We start from the raw sequence: 15,528 nt of genomic DNA, 5'->3' as shown, positions 1-15,528 counted from the left end.
ATTCAGTTCATCCGGAAAAAGCGAAACATAAGAGGAGTATCACTTAGACGATTAATTCTCTGCGATATTCCGGAAATACATCACCTCTGAAACGACAATCCCTACCACAACAAATTTGCTTACCAATCTTTTACACGCAAACAAAACCCGCCATGTATAGAACGAATGACGGGTTTGAGTGGTTTCTTATAAAAAGACTAACTGATGCGATCCATTATACGTATAAGGTTGTTTCAGTAGCTCGTCAATCAATCCTTCACCGAACTGGTTCATATAAAAGTATGGCGAATAGAGACGCTCTTGCAGGGAGCCTTCCGGAAATAGCTGTTGCGAAATAATGTGAAAACGTTCGTATTGCACGTGGTTCTTAAGCAAAATCGACTGCTCTTTTTTCCTCTGTAAATATTCAAACTGACTATTATGGAATTGCAGGTTTTTATCGAGCAATTGTAGCAGTCCCGGATCTGTCGCTTCTAGATGTAACTGTAATTGTTCGTACTGCATTTGTAATTGATTCTTCGTTTCTGCCAACAAACGATTGAATTGCTCATCTCGCTGTTGTTCTTGCCATTTTTCCAGTAGTTCCGGTAGTTCGTAATTCATTACTTGATTCATGGTAGTACCCGTAAGCTTTAACGCTTCCTGAACTTGCCTAGTGACCAAAGTAATTGAAAGCCTTGGTACGACTACCGGCATATTGATTCCCATTATGTGAAATGCCTCTTTTAATAAAGACCAATATGCTATTTCTCCAGGTCCACCGACAAATGCCAATACTGGAAATACGAGATCTTGCATAATGGGTCTTGTGGCTACGTTGTTACTAAGCAACCATGGCTCATTTTTCGCAATAGTATGCATTTCTTGTTCTGTAAAAGATACACCTACTTGTTCATTAATGAATTTGCTATCTTTTCTTCTGAGTAGTACCCTACCTGTATCATGAACATAAAACAGATTGGCATCCTGTTCTTCCGATTCGATGGGCTTTGCATGACCATACGTGTGAAGCTGTTGTTCTGCATAGTAAATGCTTTTCGCCATTGCTTCCGTATTTTCAATCATCTGTGAGAAATAAGGTGACTCCAATTGACGCAATGGCTTATAAGCTGCGTCCATAAATAATAATCCATGCGCAGTAAATAGGTCATTCATTAATGAAGTGAAGAAATCTGTGAAATTCTGTTGTTGTTCTACGGTTTGTAGCACATCACGCAACAATTTTTGCGTATAAGATGTCTCTCCATAACTTTTAAAAATCTTTCTAATATACACGGTCATTTCTTTTTGATCGTAATGTGTGTCTGAAGCCATCGTTTTTAAAATGGTCGGCTGTTTAAACTGCCGCTTCATTGCTTTTCCTGCCTCCGCAGTATATGTATGATTGATTTCGTTAATATCATGATCTTCCCCAGCAATCCAAAACACTGGCACTACAGGTTTGCCTAATTCTTTTCGTTGTTTTTGTGCCAATAAAACCACGGATATAGCTTTATGAACAGAATATAAAGGTCCTGTCAAAACCCCTGCTTGCTGTCCACCAATTACTACCAACGCATCTTCAGAAAGCTCTTGAATATATCGTGCAGCCAAGTCTGATATTCCAAATGGCTTCATATAATTTTCTACAGTAGCAGCCAGCTGTTCCCTTTGAAAAGACCGTCGTTGTAATTCTGCCGCTCTTTCTTCATACCCTATAGGTGTCATTTCATATTCAAAAAATTTATGGAAAAATTGTGGATCGTGACGATACGCTTCCATCAATTTATTCTTTTTCGGCAACTCCATTGTGTCCAAGTCCATCTCACAAACTCCTTTTTGTACCATACTACAGCCAGTATATCACCTCATCCGATCAGGTTGAATAGATACGCTTATGAGGACTCATTAGTTCACGTAGCGGATGATCTGCACTGTAATTCCGGTAATGAACAGTAGAAAGTATGCTGTTGTTAAGAGTAGAAAATACGCTCTCCACGTTCTGCGTAATACCCAAGACGTCCGAAACTCTTTTTCCCTCGAACGTTCTATTACTGCAAACCCGATAGCAACCAAACACAATATTCCGATTAACAAAATGGGAAGCCAAGCATCCCAAATTGCACGAATCAAAATCAAAACGGTGAGTACCATAAACGGCGTAGTCCAGTCTACTGCCCAACCGACCCTCTTCTTCTTAGGTAACCCTATTTTCTTTGCAACGATAATTAATACAACTAAAATTATAAAAGGGAACAATAATAACGCTCCAAGTATATTCGTCAACATCCGCCACATTCACTCCTGTTTATTCCAAGCAGTGTAGTCTCAAGCATTTGCAAAAAGGGAGCATCGCCGCCTTTTTGATTAATTTCTTTCAACACTGCCGTTAAAATAGTTTCAATTTCCATATTCCGACCCTTTATTCTATCTACCAGCATAGAAGATTGATTGTCGGCTGTTTTACGGCATATCTCTTCTATATCGTCATAACTCAATAGATCGCTATACTCTTCAAAGTTATTGAGCAACTCTTCACACAGCTGACGGAATAATAAATGGAAGTAGGGGTTTTCTAATAACTGTCCATTCCTAATTTCCAACAATGCTGTTAGTGGGTTGATCGCACAATTGATGAGGACTTTACGAAATAATAACTGTTTTGCATTTTGTTGTGTAGTAATGGGAAAATTATGTGGATCTATTTCTTGCATCCACTGTATCGTGGGAGCAATCTTTTCATTTCCCACGATGTTAATAGGTCCAATACCATTATGCGATACTGTCCGATCATCTATTCTCTTTGCACCATGCTCGACCGTCGCGAACGACACATGTCCAAGTGGATACTGCTCAATCAGCGATAGATGCCCAATTCCATTTTGAATGAATAATAAATCCGGTTGTATAGGTAGAGCACTGATTTCGGATAATACAGCGTGTAACGCATCATACTTGACAGCAATAATCCATAATGCGTCTAACGGCAACTCTTTAATATGTATGGTTGAATCTACTTCATATGTAAAGTTTTCTGGCTCTCTTACTAGACCACTACGTAAGTGTTTTACTTGTTCCTCACGTCTTACCCAAAAGATGACATTTGCCTGATGTTGAGCTAAATAGGAACCAATTAATAATCCAATGGATCCTGCTCCTACCACTACAAATCGCATAGTTTACCTCCTTAAAAAAGAGACCCAGTGAAGGCGTCTCTGTTGGTACATTTTATTATACAGGATAGACAGGATGTTTTCTCGAAGAATTCACAATTTTTTTCGTTTTATAATATTCGAATCTTTCAGCAAGCACTGACCGTAGATTATGAGGTGCAACGATTTCATCAATGATAAGTTCCGAAGCCATTTTATAGACATCGATTTCTTCTTTATATTCTAGCTGTTTCTTCTTTATAAATGCAATACGCTCTTTTGGGTCCGCAATGGCTTCGATTTTATTCGAATATACCGCATTGACAGCTGCTTCAGGACCCATTACAGCGATTTGCGCAGTCGGCAACGCAATACAGACATCCGGCTCGAATGCAGAACCTGCCATCGCGTACAGTCCCGCTCCGTATGCTTTGCGTACAATAACTGAAATTTTTGGTACAGTGGCGGAACTCATTGCCATAATTAGCTTGGCTCCATGACGAATAATACCTTGTCGTTCCACCTTCGTTCCTATCATGAACCCTGGTACATCCGCAAGGAACAACAACGGAATAGAGAAAGCATCACATAATGTAATGAATTTCGTTACCTTATCCGCTGAGTCCACAAACAGCACGCCCCCCTTTACTTTGGGCTGATTGGCAATGATTCCTACAGGACGTCCGTCAATACGTGCAAGTGTAGTGATGACTTCCCGCGCAAACAACTTCTTGATTTCGAACAAGCTACCGTTATCCACTAATTGATCGATCGCCTCATACATATCGAAAGGAGCATTTTGATTTTCGGGAATGATTTCTTCCAACGAACGACCTTCCTTTACCCCACGGGGTTCCGCTATTCTAGTAGACTCTTCAAAGTTCGCTGGGAGGTAGGATAGATACCTACGCGCTTCTACAATCGCTTGCTCTTCAGTATTTACTAGCACATCCCCACATCCACTTACCGTACAATGCATGCGTGCGCCACCCATTTCTTCTAGCGTCACTTTCTCACCTATAACTTTTTCAGCCATTCTTGGTGAACCTAAATACATTGATGCATTGCCTTCTACCATGATGACAATATCACAGAAAGCTGGAATATAGGCACCGCCTGCCGCAGAGGGCCCAAATAAAAGACATACTTGTGGGATGACACCCGATAAACGTACTTGATTATGGAAAATACGACCGGCTCCACGACGATTCGGGAACATGTCTAGCTGATCTGTAATACGTGCACCTGCAGAATCCACTAAATATAGTAATGGCACACGAAGCTTTTCAGCTGTTTCTTGAATGCGAATAATCTTCTCTACCGTTCTTGCACCCCAAGAACCTGCTTTAACTGTAGAGTCGTTAGCCATAACACAAACCGTTTGACCGTTGATTTTCCCAGTGGCTGTAACCACTCCATCAGCAGGTAGATCTTTCGCTTCACAGTTCGCAAATTTTCCATCCTCTGCATACTTACCGTCATCAAATAAAAAGCGCAACCGTTCTCTGACGAATAACTTACCCTGCTCTTCCAATTTTTCATGATATTTTTCTGCACCACCCGCCATAACATGGGCAGTGATTTTTTGAAGTTTTTCATTATACGTCGTATTTGTTGATTCGTTTGTCAAGGAACTTCCCTCCTTTCATTACGATTGAATGGAAACTAACACTTCATCTTCATCTACAAAATCACCTTCAGCACCGTGGATCTTACTTATCGTTCCATCTACTTCAGCTTCTAGCGGAATCTCCATCTTCATGGATTCCAAAATGACGACAACTTGTCCCTTTGTCACAGGATCTCCTTCTTTTACTTCAATTTGAAATATCGTACCTGCCATAGTGGCTTTTACATCTTGCATACAATCACTCCTCACATTTCGAATGCAAACACTCGCTGAAAATAACTTCTTTACAGATAGTGTATCTTATCTATGAAACCGTTTTCAAGTACATTTTAAACAGTCCCGATAGTGTATGCCTGTCGGGACTGAAAGTTTACTTACTTTTTGTTAAAAAGTTTTGGACAGCTTCATGATGCGCGTCACTTTCCCAAAGAATGGAACAGACGCGAGCTTCTTCCTGCATGGCGTGTTCAAGCCCGTTAGCCTCCCACTTCCTAGTGGCGATAGATTTATACGCACGGTGTACATTTCTATGTACTTTAAGCTGGGGAGCTAGAAATTGATCAAGAGCTGCTTGCGTATCCCCTTCATACACTTCAGTCGCCCAGCCAAGCTCTAGTAGGTGTTCAGGTGAATGAATGCTAGCACCGCCCGTGAATTGAAGCAAACGGTCATGTGGGCCGTTTTTCTCGAATAATAGGGTAGCTCCACCCCAACCAGCCGTGATCGCCAAAGTACCTTGAATGAATCCAGCTCTTGCATGTGATGCAACCAATCGGTAATCGCAAGCCGTTGCCAGTTCACATCCGCCACCAACAGCTGCCCCATTTACCAGCGCTATTGTAGGCATCGGTAATGTCGCGATACGATATAAAATACTCGCCCCCCTGCTAAGCATCGGAAACGCATCCTCCGCGGTCTGAAAGCCGTGAAAATCACTAAGATCTCCACCAGAACAAAATGCCAAGTCGCCTTCTCCTGTAATGACAGCAAAAGAAACTTCAGGGTCATCCTCGATTTTATCTAGAAAGAATTCGAGTCCCTCCATGACATCATAATTTACCGCATTTCGCATGGCAGGACGATTAATTGTAAAATATGCAATTGATTGATCGATCTTTATAGAATAAGACAAAAAAATTCCCCCTTTTCTTTTAGCATACCATTTTTATGCACAACAAAAAAGACTACCTTGAGCCATGGTCTCAAGGTAGCCTTTCATTCGTTGTGTAGAATCTAAATTATTCGCCTACAACGTCTTTTCCTTTGTAGTGTCCGCAAGATTTGCAAACGTGGTGTGCCAATTTCATTTCGCCACAGTTGTTACAAGTAGTCATACCTGGCGCTTCAATTTTGAAATGAGTTCGACGCAAATTTTTCTTCGTTTTAGAAGTTCTTCTCTTTGGTACTGCCATTGGGGGGCACCTCCTTATAAGGGTTTACTCTTTATCGGTTTCAAAAAAATTAGCCAATCCCGCTAAACGAGGATCCACTTTTTCTTCTGCTTCTTGTCGTTGCGCTTCCAATTCTTCATCGGTTGTATAGGACCAACCTTTACCTTCCACCTGTCGCATCTCATCTGCATTTTCACAGAATACTTGCAGCGGGATTTCAAGCAAAATCAGTTCTTCCAATACAGGAGTAAAATCAATTGTTTCCCCATCAACCGGATGAATTTCATCATCCATCTGAAGTGTCTCGTCGTCCCAGCTGAATTGCTCAACTGTTTCAATGGAGAATGGATAATCGACGTCTTCCCACGTACGTGCACAAGGCAAAATCATTGAACCTTCTAGCCGAAGCTGGCATGTTAACTTTTTCTCACCAATTGTACATGTTCCACTTACTCGAACAGGCTGAATTGCCCTAATTTCTTCATTCCTATTTTTCACGGAATCCAAATTCACTGCTTCGTCAAACAGTAGCGGGCCTTGCCTATGTTTCCGTAATTGATGAATGGACCATTTCATGTCTATCACCTCAAGACAACAATGTTGATTATAGTATTTTAAATAAGGGATGTCAAGATATTTTCTTGTCACCTTAACAAGTTTAACGGTATAATTCAATATACGCAAGTACAGAGGAGGATTTCATTGATAGCTACTGGTATTGTCGTCGAATATAATCCCTTTCATAACGGCCATTTGTTCCATCTCAACGAAGCTAAAAGGCTAACAGATGCAGATGTTATGATTGCTGTGATGAGTGGACATTTTCTTCAACGCGGTGAACCAGCGATTGTCGATAAATGGACACGAGCGCGCATGGCCCTTGCTAGTGGTGCAGACCTGGTCATCGAGTTGCCATATGCTTTTTCCACAGCACATGCTCCTCAATTCGCGAAAGGGGCCGTACAAATCCTAGACGCTCTCCGCTGCGAGTATATTTGCTTCGGAAGTGAAGAAGGTCGTATCGCACCATTTTTGAATAGTTTGGACACAATGAATACACAGAAAGAACTTTATGAAAAAACCATAAAGAGTTCCATACAGGAAGGGATCAGTTATCCGAATGCATTGCGAATTGCATATGAAGCAATTTCACGCACCACTGAAGAACCACTCGCTGATTTATCAGAGCCAAATAACATTCTAGGATTCCATTATATGCAAGCCGTAAAAGAAATTCAATCGAGATTGATCGCCGTCACGCTTGAGCGAAAAGGAACACATTATCATGATGCCGCATTACCTGAGGATACAATTGCTAGCGCAACGGGAATACGCAAGGAATTGTTTGCGACCGATGTTGCGCACGTTCAGTCTTTCATGCCTACAACTTCCTTTGAGCTTCTTCGTCAACAGCCTCATCAAAGTTGGAATCATCTCTACCCATTTCTTCGGTACACAATTCTTCGTGAAGGACCTGAGCAATTAGCGTCCATTGCAGATATTACGGAAGGTATTGAGTTTGCTTTATGGCGCGCTGCAAAAGAACATGCTACATTTCAAGAATTTATGCATGCCGTCAAATCCAAACGTTACACATGGACGCGCATACAACGAATGCTAGTACATGTTTTGATTGGTTATCGAAAATCAACCCGCGCACAAATTACGAGTCCATCTTATTTACGGCTATTAGGTATGTCTGCAAACGGACGAAGTTATTTACGCACAGTTAAAAAAGAAATGACTTTGCCACTTATCACTCGGGTAGGTTCTCACAAAGATCCATCACTTTTGTTAGATAGTAAAAGTACGGATATTTATATGTGTGGTATTCACAAAGAGCCAGGTCTTGATTTTAAAACACCGCCCATATTGCTGTGATGACTCACTTTTCCTGTAGTTTTTCCAAATAACTTAGTGCATCGTCAATCGTTTTGACCGGTACAACTTTCATCTTTGTGCCAATTTTATCCGCAGTTGCTTTCGCTTCTTCATAATTTGAGAGAAGCTGCGGATTCTTCTGTTTCACTTCCTCCGGTAATTCATCGTCAGGCGCGAAAAATATCTCCATATCTTGACGATCAGCTGCTATGATTTTAAAATCAATTCCACCAATTCGTCCCACTGACCCATCTTCATGCATCTCGCCAGTCCCTGCGATAGTATAGCCTTTCGTTAAATCGACATCCACTAGGCGGTTCATCAATTCCAGTGTGAACATTAAACCCGCTGAAGGCCCACCGATTTCTTCTGTACGTATATCAACCTTTGGTTCTGTCTCCAATTTAATCTGTTCTTCAAACTCTATTCCAAGACCTACTCGTCCGTCCGTCCCCGGAAGTTCTTTTAATTCTACCGGAACATCCAACAGCTGTTGTCCACGTTGTACTTGCAGATGCACTTTCTGACCTTCATGCATATCACCGATTTCACGCATAAATGCTTCTGTTGAAGCAAGCTTTAGTTGATCAATCGATCGAATGATATCTCCTACTTCGAGCTTTCCTGCAGAAGCTCCTGTCGGTAATACACCTGCAACAAAGACTCCCGTGAATTTTCTATTGATAGGTAATCCTGCCTTCTCAAATGCTACCGATATGGCATGTGTTTTAGAATCAGCCATCATTTTTTTCTGACGCACTCCATACTCCGCATCACTTTCACCATGTCTTCTCACTTGCGTGGCCGGCAACAACTTCATTTTATCTGAAATTTTTGACCAAGCGTACGTTACAGGTGTCGCCTTGCCAATCGCAATTGTCATCAAGCTAAATGTTCCTACATCGTCAGTATCTCCGCCTACTACTTCTACGAGTGGCGCCAAATCATAAGCTCCGCCGGGTCGAGAAATATACATATCTAACGGATAAAGTGCTAAAAAAGCCACTACTAGTAGGATTACCGCAGCGATTCCCCACTTACGCATGTTCATAAAAGCTCACCTCCATTAATAGCCTGTACGAATACTACATATATATTACGGTAGATTTTCTTGTATTTCAAAAATTAGGAAGGAGTGCGACAGATGCTTTTTATTTACGACCCTGCCGTATTGAACAATGAGTAACGTACTCTTCATCTGGGCGCTAATTATTTTATTTATTTTGCAACCAGATGTCGCACATGAAGGAGCCATTTCAGGCATCCAATTATTCACTCATGCGTTACTTCCCTATTTGCTACCATATATTATTTTAACGCAGTGGTTATTGAAAATGCCTAGCAAACAAGGCACTAGTCAATGGAGTCGTTACATAAAAGCTTATGTGCTAGGTTCATTTGGAGGCTTTCCGGTAGGAGCTGTGACCGTTAGCGAAATGAAAAAAAATGGAGAGATCTCTGCCGCTGAAAGTTGTTTGCTTGTCGCATCCTGTCATGCACCAGGACCTATGTTCATTATTGGCTTTGTGGGTAACGAATTATTCGGCAGCACGACAAGTGGTTGGAAATTGTTGCTCGCCATTCATCTGGCTAATATCGTGTTTTTCATATTGGCCATGTCGCTTGTGGGAAGTCGGCATCAGCAGCCATCTGTCCCATTCATCCCCCAACAACATAAAACGTCACCTTTGCTGCGCTCTATTAAAGACAGTTCATCCGTCATATTGTTAGTGGCCACAACGGTCATTTTCTTCTCTTCCCTCAGTAATGTGCTTTCGCATTCCATATCTTCTATCATCACTGTGGATATGGGCGTTACCAAAACTTTATTGCTCGCAGTGTTCGAGATGACTTCAGGTGTCCAGTCGGCTACCGAGCATTTTGCCGATGATGCGATTTATCCGATGCTCATTGCGGCTATCCTTTCGATCAACGGTATGAGTATTCATATGCAGGTTATGACGATCGCGAGGAGCGCTGGTATTCGCATACTTCCTTACGTGTTTGCAAGGGTCTGGAATACGTTACTCGTCCCTGTATTGTTCATTTGGATTTATTGAGCAAGTATTGAAAACTACTGCTGTGACACGTCTAGTTGTTTGGGAGAGCATGTGCGCTTCAAAGGGAAGTGTTCGTTGGTAAACTTACTGCTACACAAAAGGTGGCTGGGACATAACTTAAAAAACAGTCCGTTCCCCTACGCTACAAAAGGCGCGCTTGAGCCTCCTCGTCGCTAAGTGCAAATACATGCTCGTAACGGCTCTCGCTACCTGCGGGGCCTCAACATTCGCGCTGAATCTCGCAGGAGTCGACCTTTTTCCGCCTCGATACGCTCTTGATTACTAACTAATTAAACTTTATAAATAAGTTTCAGTGAATTAAAAAAGGTATGAAGGTGTCTTCTCCTTCATACCTTTTGTGGTTTTGTCCCAGCCTTTTTTATCATTTTTTAATTATTTATCCTAACTTTCCGAACTTTCTCATCAGAGCTACATTGACATGGGGGGGTACGAGCGTGGAGACATCTCCAGCGTAACGTGCCACTTCTTTGACCATGCTTGAGCTAAGGAACGAATACTGACTCTTTGTCATCACGAAGAATGTTTCAATACTTTCATCCAGTACCCGGTTCATCGATGTGATTTGCATTTCATACTCAAAATCCGAAATGGCGCGTAACCCACGAACTATGACCGAAGCGTTAACTTCTTGTGCATAATCTATCAACAGTCCTGCAGAAGTATCAATCTTGACATTGTCATATTTCGATATCGCTTCCTGAATCAAAGCAACACGCTCCTCCACTGTAAATAACGGTTTTTTTGAAGAGTTATTCATTACGGCAACACGGACTTCTTGGAATGTTTTTGCTGCTCTTTCTATAATATCTAAATGTCCATTCGTTACCGGATCGAAACTTCCCGGTACGATTGCGATTTGTGTCATGTCGTTAGCCTCTTTTCTTGTAAATCGTAATAGCAGTACTTCCATAAACAGCGGAACTGATTTGACCATATGTATCGTAGTGTTCAGGCAAGTCTATGTGTTTATCATGTTCACAAATAATAATTGCATCGTCCGCTAGCAACCCTTGTGTTATTACATCTTTAATTACATCATAGTATTCAACCGTTGCATAGGGGGGGTCTACAAATAGCAGATCAATAGAGACTTCTTTCTGCTTAAGAATCGCTGCTGCCTGTCGTGCATCTTTTTTTTCAATCCGCAGACATTCTTCCATTCGGCACTTTTCTGTATTTACTTTGATAATAGCACACGCTTTAGGATTCTTTTCAAATACAATAGCCTGTTCCATCCCTCTTGATAACGCTTCAATGGCAACGGAGCCACTACCGCCAAATAACTCAACAATAGTTCCTCCATCGAAGTAAGGACCGATTTTATTGAAAATAGACTCTTTTACCTTGTCTGATGTCGGTCGCGTAGACGTCCCGGGTAAGGATTTCAATGACGTACCCTTTCTCGAACCGGAAATGACTCTCATTCTTTTTCCATCTCCTTTAGTAACTTTTCAATTTGTTCGATAGAAATAGTTTCATCCGATTTATCAATTAACACTAAGAAGATTCGGCGCAACCAATTTTCATCAAAGTATAACGTTTTATTGATTGTGATATAAGGCTTTTCCGTATAATCATATTTGCGATTATTCATAATGTAGAAAGGTTGTACTTTAGAAAAACGATAGGTGCGATTTGGACTGTCGAAATAAATCGACTGCTCGTTTGAACGAATCGAATAGCCCATTTTGGACAATAATTCTTCTGCAGGGTAAAAACTTTTACCATCCTGTACTAGTACCTTCACTTCCGGAACTTCTTCCCCATCAAGCCATACAGTCCGTGGATCCAATAACAAAAAAGGATAGGTATACCGCTGCTCCTTCATCGTTTTATGAAAATAGTGCGTGTCGAACGCTAGTATCTTTGATAACGACCGATCCAAATCGGATGAAGATATTTTTTTACCTATTGTCTCCTGAATGTTTTGACGGAATTGTTGGTATTGCTCTGCAGAGATGGATTCTTTCAAACGAGTAAATGCTGCTTGTTCCGCTTTTGTTCCGATAGGCTCGTCTACAAGTATAGAGGCTATCATACTGCTTATGGACGGCTCGTCCGTTTGGAAAGTGAAACGCGACTGGACACTCATTCTGGCTACTTGTTTTATTACTTGCGACATATTGTCCGTTTTCTCTATAATAAAGCGTTCCGCATACAACGGCTGATTACTTGAAGCTAACACTACACTTATATGATTCCCGCCGATAGCTTCTAGCATTTTAACCAGTCGGTCATTATACTTTTTATCGATACCTTCACCGAAGATTGTCAGCTTGTTTGAAGAGTACGCAAGTGGCACGTCCTGTTTCTGCCAATACAGCTCATTAACAAATCCTACGCCACGATATAAACGATAAGTAATACGCTCTTTATTTGCCTTTCCTACACGTTCCAATCCAGACACCCACATGCCACCAATACCTTGCTCATCTGTCACGTGAAGAACTGTCGTGAGTGGCTTTGCCTCCCGAAGAACCACAAATGGCTCCTTAAATAGTTTACGCTCGGTAAGCGGTTTCTTTTTCAGCAATTTATACTGAACGGATTGTTGACCACTTTCACCTTCTTCAAATGCCACAAGAGAATCATTGAGTCGAGCGCATGCGGAGGAGTCCTCAGTTTCGCATCCGTGCTCCACACTTCCTTTCGGCCAGATAATCTCGTGTCTACCATCTGACAAGTTATAAAAGTGGTGACGAATGTACAATCCATCCGCTCGATTGATGACTTCGATTTCCTGACGATACGTATTTGAATTCGCGCCTTCTCCCTTTGCATTGGCCGATTGGCTGTAATGCAAATAAACGAGTCCTCCGTTTACTGCCGCCAAAAGAAATAAAATCCTTATAATAACTTTCAACGTACAACACCTCATCACATGGTATGATGGACACGAACCATTACTAATCGCCTGAAAGGAAGCGCTTGATTATGATCCAACAACGTTTTATCGAACTAGGGGAAGGCTATAGCGACATCTATGAATTACTCGAAATCATGTCTACAAACGCCGACCGAATTCATAAGTCCTATATTTTTTCATCCAAATATAAATCTAATGAACAATTGTCATTAGCAGTTTCTCTTACACCGGCAACTGAAAACAATCATTTCATGCCGATCTATATTTGCAGGGAAGGAATTCGTTATTCTGCGGACAAACCATCGAAACGTTATGACTTGTTTGTTGAGCATGCTGAGTCGCTAAATAAAAAGCCTGTCAAAGTTGAAATAAAACATTCAACTGAATTTGCTGAGAACGAGCTATTTTACCAATATATTACTGGTATCTTACGCTTAAACCACTTGTTGCCGCCGCTAAATTAATAAGCGGCAGCAAGTTACAAACCTGTTTTATAATCGTATTCTTTTGCTTTATCCGGCTTTGCATTTTCATATATCGTGCTAACAAAGGGACGCTGTGAAGGCAATACTTTCCGTACAGCCGATAAACGCTCCAACTTAGTGATTGTCGTTTCCACGTCTTCCATGTCACAGTAAAGCACAACGTATTTCATTCGTTTAGAAATATAATGAACATGCCCGAATTTGCGCAATGATTTTGCTTGTTTTAAATGATGGAGATAGACAATTATGCCTTGTCGATCAATCATGATTCTCCCCCTCTTTCTTACTTCATACAATACCATAGGTGAGAAAAGTCCTGCAACCTTGCATATGAAATGTTTGCGTATATATGAAACCAGGCCCGTCCTCAATCTTTGTTTGCACACCTTCTCTGGAATAGGTTACACTTAAGAAGACATTTATCTGAATCCAAGCTGTTTTGTTTTTTACAAGATGCTTGGATACAAGTATTTTCTGTTCAGTTGAAGTATAAACATCGCTAAACAAAAATGTGAAAACTCATTATAGTATTGGGGAGGTTTTAGATTGGGAAGGAAAACAAACGTTGCATTAACTGTCGGAGCTGCAAGTGTGGCTGCATGGGCGGCTACAAAAGTGATAGCAAAACAAGAACCACGTGCTGAAAAGAAAGCGCTTAGTTTTTCTGAAGTAGCTATTTTAACCGATGCACAACTGTGCCAAAATACAGAAGTTGACCCACTTACCGCTTATACCGAGATTGCTGATTTAGGTGTTCACGGATTCGCGGTCGATATACAACTCACGAAAGATGAAGACATTCTTTTAGTGCCTAACCGAGAACTTTTGCTTTCCAATGAAATAGCCGACTCTGCGGTAGATGAAATCCTGACAAAACATCATAATGCCCATGATCTTGATACTTTGCATAGTGATTTATCTAGTGTGTCGTTACGTGAACTGTTGGAAAAGTTCCCCCATCTTTTACTTGTCGTCTCTATGAATGATTGCCCTACAATATATGAAGGTAGTTTAATCCCTTCCAAACTGTGGAGATTATTAAAAGAGATGGATGCTACTGAACGTGTTGTAGTGACGAGTCAATACGATGAACAAATCGATCGATTTAATCTGTATGCGCAGAATTCTGTTGCTTTAGGTGCAGGAAGTGAAGAAATAAAAAAAGCATACGTCGCTTACACGAGCAAGTTCGGTCATCTGTACCGGCCAAACGCAGATCTATTCTGCCTGCCTGAAAAACTTGGTATGTTCCCACTTGCTTCAGAAGGCTTCGTCCGCTTTTTACAAGATCTCAATATAACTGTATTTTACGCATTGAATGAAACGGATGAACTTCCAAAACTAGCCAAATTGGACGCCGATGGTTTCATAACCAGTTATCCAAAACAATTGTTGACATTCTTTAATGAAAACTAAAGACTCAAAGTGACTAGAATGCTTACTGTGGACATGTTTTCACGCAAAATGCTACTTAACGTTTGCCTGCTCCTTTGATACTAACTTTATTTAAAAAGTAACCCCCTGCAAATTTGTTTCCGCAGGGGGTTACTCATTCTTATGAAATAATTTATGCCGAACAAGAACAGCTACCGCCTGAACCACAACCTCCGCCACAAGAGCTGTTAGAGAATGTGCCGTCGCCTGCTGGTACTTTCACGGCTTCTGAAACAGACCGGCCAATCAAGATACCAATTTCGTCCAACAGATCCTGTACGTCATTTTCAGCCAGACGCAAGGCAGCCACTTCATCTTGCAAATCCAGTTCACGCTTTTGAAGTCGAATTTCCTTCATAATTACTTTATAGTCTGGATGATAGCGCCCGAAACGCTGCACATCCTCATATTGTTCTTTCATTTTAGTGAAATCCATGATCTTTTTTCGCAGATCGACGTTTGAATATACACGGTTATGTGCGTCTTGATAGGTTTTCACCACTTCAGAACACAGCAGCACATCGGAAAGTTCTTCCGCCATATCGATGACTCGCATCCACTCATCTGTCATCATCACCAATTGCCGCACCTCCTATCACAACTATCATAACAAAAAATTAGTTCCTCGA

General features: G+C 41.2%; 18 protein-coding genes. 4 read left to right on the top strand and 14 right to left on the bottom strand.

The features are described 5' to 3' along the window. Positions 1–186: 186 nt before the first annotated feature. The 8 genes from bshC to CSV77_RS00445 all read right to left on the bottom strand — a co-directional run bounded on the left by bshC (position 187) and on the right by CSV77_RS00445 (position 6,728). Entirely contained in the window at positions 187–1,803 is a 1,617-nt protein-coding gene (gene bshC, locus CSV77_RS00480; RefSeq protein ID WP_158231993.1) for a bacillithiol biosynthesis cysteine-adding enzyme BshC, read from the bottom strand. Positions 1,804–1,887: 84 nt separating this feature from the next. After that, complete coding sequence (locus CSV77_RS00475; protein WP_158231992.1) at positions 1,888–2,268, bottom strand: DUF3397 family protein; 381 nt, start codon at positions 2,266–2,268, stop codon at positions 1,888–1,890. Further along, positions 2,262–3,155 carry a ketopantoate reductase family protein gene (locus CSV77_RS00470; RefSeq protein ID WP_099671915.1) on the bottom strand — a complete coding sequence of 298 codons (894 nt, stop codon included), beginning with the start codon at positions 3,153–3,155 and terminating at the stop codon, positions 2,262–2,264. Before CSV77_RS00470 ends, CSV77_RS00475 begins: the two co-directional genes overlap by 7 nt. A 55-nt stretch (positions 3,156–3,210) precedes the next feature. Beyond that, positions 3,211–4,698, bottom strand: a complete 1,488-nt coding sequence (locus tag CSV77_RS00465) for an acyl-CoA carboxylase subunit beta (protein WP_099672229.1) — start codon at positions 4,696–4,698, stop codon at positions 3,211–3,213. A gap of 81 nt (positions 4,699–4,779) precedes the next feature. Further along, on the bottom strand, positions 4,780–4,995 hold the full coding sequence (locus CSV77_RS00460) for an acyl-CoA carboxylase biotin carboxyl carrier protein subunit (RefSeq protein ID WP_099630838.1): 216 nt from the start codon (positions 4,993–4,995) through the stop codon (positions 4,780–4,782). 136 nt (positions 4,996–5,131) lie between these two features. Beyond that, positions 5,132–5,893 carry an enoyl-CoA hydratase/isomerase family protein gene (locus CSV77_RS00455; protein ID WP_099671914.1) on the bottom strand — a complete coding sequence of 254 codons (762 nt, stop codon included), beginning with the start codon at positions 5,891–5,893 and terminating at the stop codon, positions 5,132–5,134. Positions 5,894–5,999: 106 nt separating this feature from the next. Further along, entirely contained in the window at positions 6,000–6,173 is a 174-nt protein-coding gene (rpmF, locus tag CSV77_RS00450) for a 50S ribosomal protein L32 (RefSeq protein ID WP_099630836.1), read from the bottom strand. A 24-nt stretch (positions 6,174–6,197) separates the two neighbouring features. Beyond that, positions 6,198–6,728: a YceD family protein gene (locus CSV77_RS00445; RefSeq protein ID WP_099630835.1), complete on the bottom strand. Its 531-nt coding sequence runs from the start codon at positions 6,726–6,728 to the stop codon at positions 6,198–6,200. Between the two features lie 126 nt (positions 6,729–6,854). Between CSV77_RS00445 and CSV77_RS00440 the strand changes: the two genes are divergently transcribed. Next, on the top strand, positions 6,855–8,033 hold the full coding sequence (locus tag CSV77_RS00440; RefSeq protein ID WP_099671913.1) for a nucleotidyltransferase: 1,179 nt from the start codon (positions 6,855–6,857) through the stop codon (positions 8,031–8,033). A gap of 4 nt (positions 8,034–8,037) precedes the next feature. On the opposite strand, the gene CSV77_RS00435 is transcribed toward CSV77_RS00440, so the two are convergent. Beyond that, on the bottom strand, positions 8,038–9,084 hold the full coding sequence (locus CSV77_RS00435; protein WP_099671912.1) for a SepM family pheromone-processing serine protease: 1,047 nt from the start codon (positions 9,082–9,084) through the stop codon (positions 8,038–8,040). A 127-nt stretch (positions 9,085–9,211) separates the two neighbouring features. Here CSV77_RS00435 and CSV77_RS00430 point away from each other — a divergent pair, with 127 nt between their 5' ends. Further along, positions 9,212–10,093 (top strand): hypothetical protein, encoded by an 882-nt coding sequence (locus tag CSV77_RS00430; protein ID WP_099630832.1) that lies wholly within the window; start codon positions 9,212–9,214, stop codon positions 10,091–10,093. A 397-nt stretch (positions 10,094–10,490) separates the two neighbouring features. Here CSV77_RS00430 and coaD read toward each other — a convergent pair whose 3' ends face one another. Genes coaD through CSV77_RS00415 form a run of 3 tightly spaced genes read right to left on the bottom strand, consistent with a single transcriptional unit; the run spans position 10,491 to position 12,977 of the window. After that, a complete protein-coding gene (coaD, locus tag CSV77_RS00425) occupies positions 10,491–10,979 on the bottom strand; it encodes a pantetheine-phosphate adenylyltransferase (protein ID WP_099632344.1) in 489 nt (162 codons plus the stop codon). Positions 10,980–10,983: 4 nt separating this feature from the next. Further along, positions 10,984–11,538, bottom strand: coding sequence for a 16S rRNA (guanine(966)-N(2))-methyltransferase RsmD (gene rsmD, locus CSV77_RS00420; RefSeq protein ID WP_099632345.1), 555 nt, complete (start codon positions 11,536–11,538; stop codon positions 10,984–10,986). Continuing rightward, entirely contained in the window at positions 11,535–12,977 is a 1,443-nt protein-coding gene (locus tag CSV77_RS00415; RefSeq protein ID WP_099671911.1) for a hypothetical protein, read from the bottom strand. The genes rsmD and CSV77_RS00415 overlap by 4 nt, the downstream gene beginning before the upstream one ends. A gap of 71 nt (positions 12,978–13,048) precedes the next feature. Here CSV77_RS00415 and CSV77_RS00410 point away from each other — a divergent pair, with 71 nt between their 5' ends. Further along, the gene (locus tag CSV77_RS00410) at positions 13,049–13,444 is read left to right on the top strand and encodes a DUF7147 family protein (protein ID WP_369802709.1); all 396 of its coding nucleotides are present in this window, start codon (positions 13,049–13,051) and stop codon (positions 13,442–13,444) included. Between the two features lie 14 nt (positions 13,445–13,458). On the opposite strand, the gene CSV77_RS00405 is transcribed toward CSV77_RS00410, so the two are convergent. Next, positions 13,459–13,731 (bottom strand): YlbG family protein, encoded by a 273-nt coding sequence (locus CSV77_RS00405; protein ID WP_029052395.1) that lies wholly within the window; start codon positions 13,729–13,731, stop codon positions 13,459–13,461. Positions 13,732–14,011: 280 nt separating this feature from the next. Between CSV77_RS00405 and CSV77_RS00400 the strand changes: the two genes are divergently transcribed. Next, positions 14,012–14,881: a glycerophosphodiester phosphodiesterase gene (locus CSV77_RS00400; protein ID WP_099671910.1), complete on the top strand. Its 870-nt coding sequence runs from the start codon at positions 14,012–14,014 to the stop codon at positions 14,879–14,881. Positions 14,882–15,032: 151 nt separating this feature from the next. Here the strand turns inward: CSV77_RS00400 and CSV77_RS00395 are convergent, their stop codons facing one another. Next, positions 15,033–15,476, bottom strand: coding sequence for a YlbF/YmcA family competence regulator (locus CSV77_RS00395; protein WP_099672227.1), 444 nt, complete (start codon positions 15,474–15,476; stop codon positions 15,033–15,035). Positions 15,477–15,528 lie beyond the last annotated feature (52 nt).

Source organism: Sporosarcina sp. P16b, from assembly GCF_002743065.1.
Lineage (GTDB): Bacteria > Bacillota > Bacilli > Bacillales_A > Planococcaceae > Sporosarcina.
This window is presented reverse-complemented; position numbering and strand designations above follow the sequence as displayed.

Bases quoted from the DNA above. Each gene is read 5' to 3' on its own strand.
- bshC (WP_158231993.1), bottom strand. From the start codon at position 1,803: ATGGACTTGGACACAATGGAGTTGCCGAAAAAGAATAAATTGATGGAA.
- CSV77_RS00475 (WP_158231992.1), bottom strand. From the start codon at position 2,268: ATGTTGACGAATATACTTGGAGCGTTATTATTGTTCCCTTTTATAATT.
- CSV77_RS00470 (WP_099671915.1), bottom strand. From the start codon at position 3,155: ATGCGATTTGTAGTGGTAGGAGCAGGATCCATTGGATTATTAATTGGT.
- CSV77_RS00465 (WP_099672229.1), bottom strand. From the start codon at position 4,698: ATGGCGGGTGGTGCAGAAAAATATCATGAAAAATTGGAAGAGCAGGGT.
- CSV77_RS00460 (WP_099630838.1), bottom strand. From the start codon at position 4,995: ATGCAAGATGTAAAAGCCACTATGGCAGGTACGATATTTCAAATTGAA.
- rpmF (WP_099630836.1), bottom strand. From the start codon at position 6,173: ATGGCAGTACCAAAGAGAAGAACTTCTAAAACGAAGAAAAATTTGCGT.
- CSV77_RS00445 (WP_099630835.1), bottom strand. From the start codon at position 6,728: ATGAAATGGTCCATTCATCAATTACGGAAACATAGGCAAGGCCCGCTA.
- CSV77_RS00435 (WP_099671912.1), bottom strand. From the start codon at position 9,084: ATGAACATGCGTAAGTGGGGAATCGCTGCGGTAATCCTACTAGTAGTG.
- CSV77_RS00430 (WP_099630832.1), top strand. From the start codon at position 9,212: ATGAGTAACGTACTCTTCATCTGGGCGCTAATTATTTTATTTATTTTG.
- coaD (WP_099632344.1), bottom strand. From the start codon at position 10,979: ATGACACAAATCGCAATCGTACCGGGAAGTTTCGATCCGGTAACGAAT.
- rsmD (WP_099632345.1), bottom strand. From the start codon at position 11,538: ATGAGAGTCATTTCCGGTTCGAGAAAGGGTACGTCATTGAAATCCTTA.
- CSV77_RS00410 (WP_369802709.1), top strand. From the start codon at position 13,049: ATGATCCAACAACGTTTTATCGAACTAGGGGAAGGCTATAGCGACATC.
- CSV77_RS00405 (WP_029052395.1), bottom strand. From the start codon at position 13,731: ATGATTGATCGACAAGGCATAATTGTCTATCTCCATCATTTAAAACAA.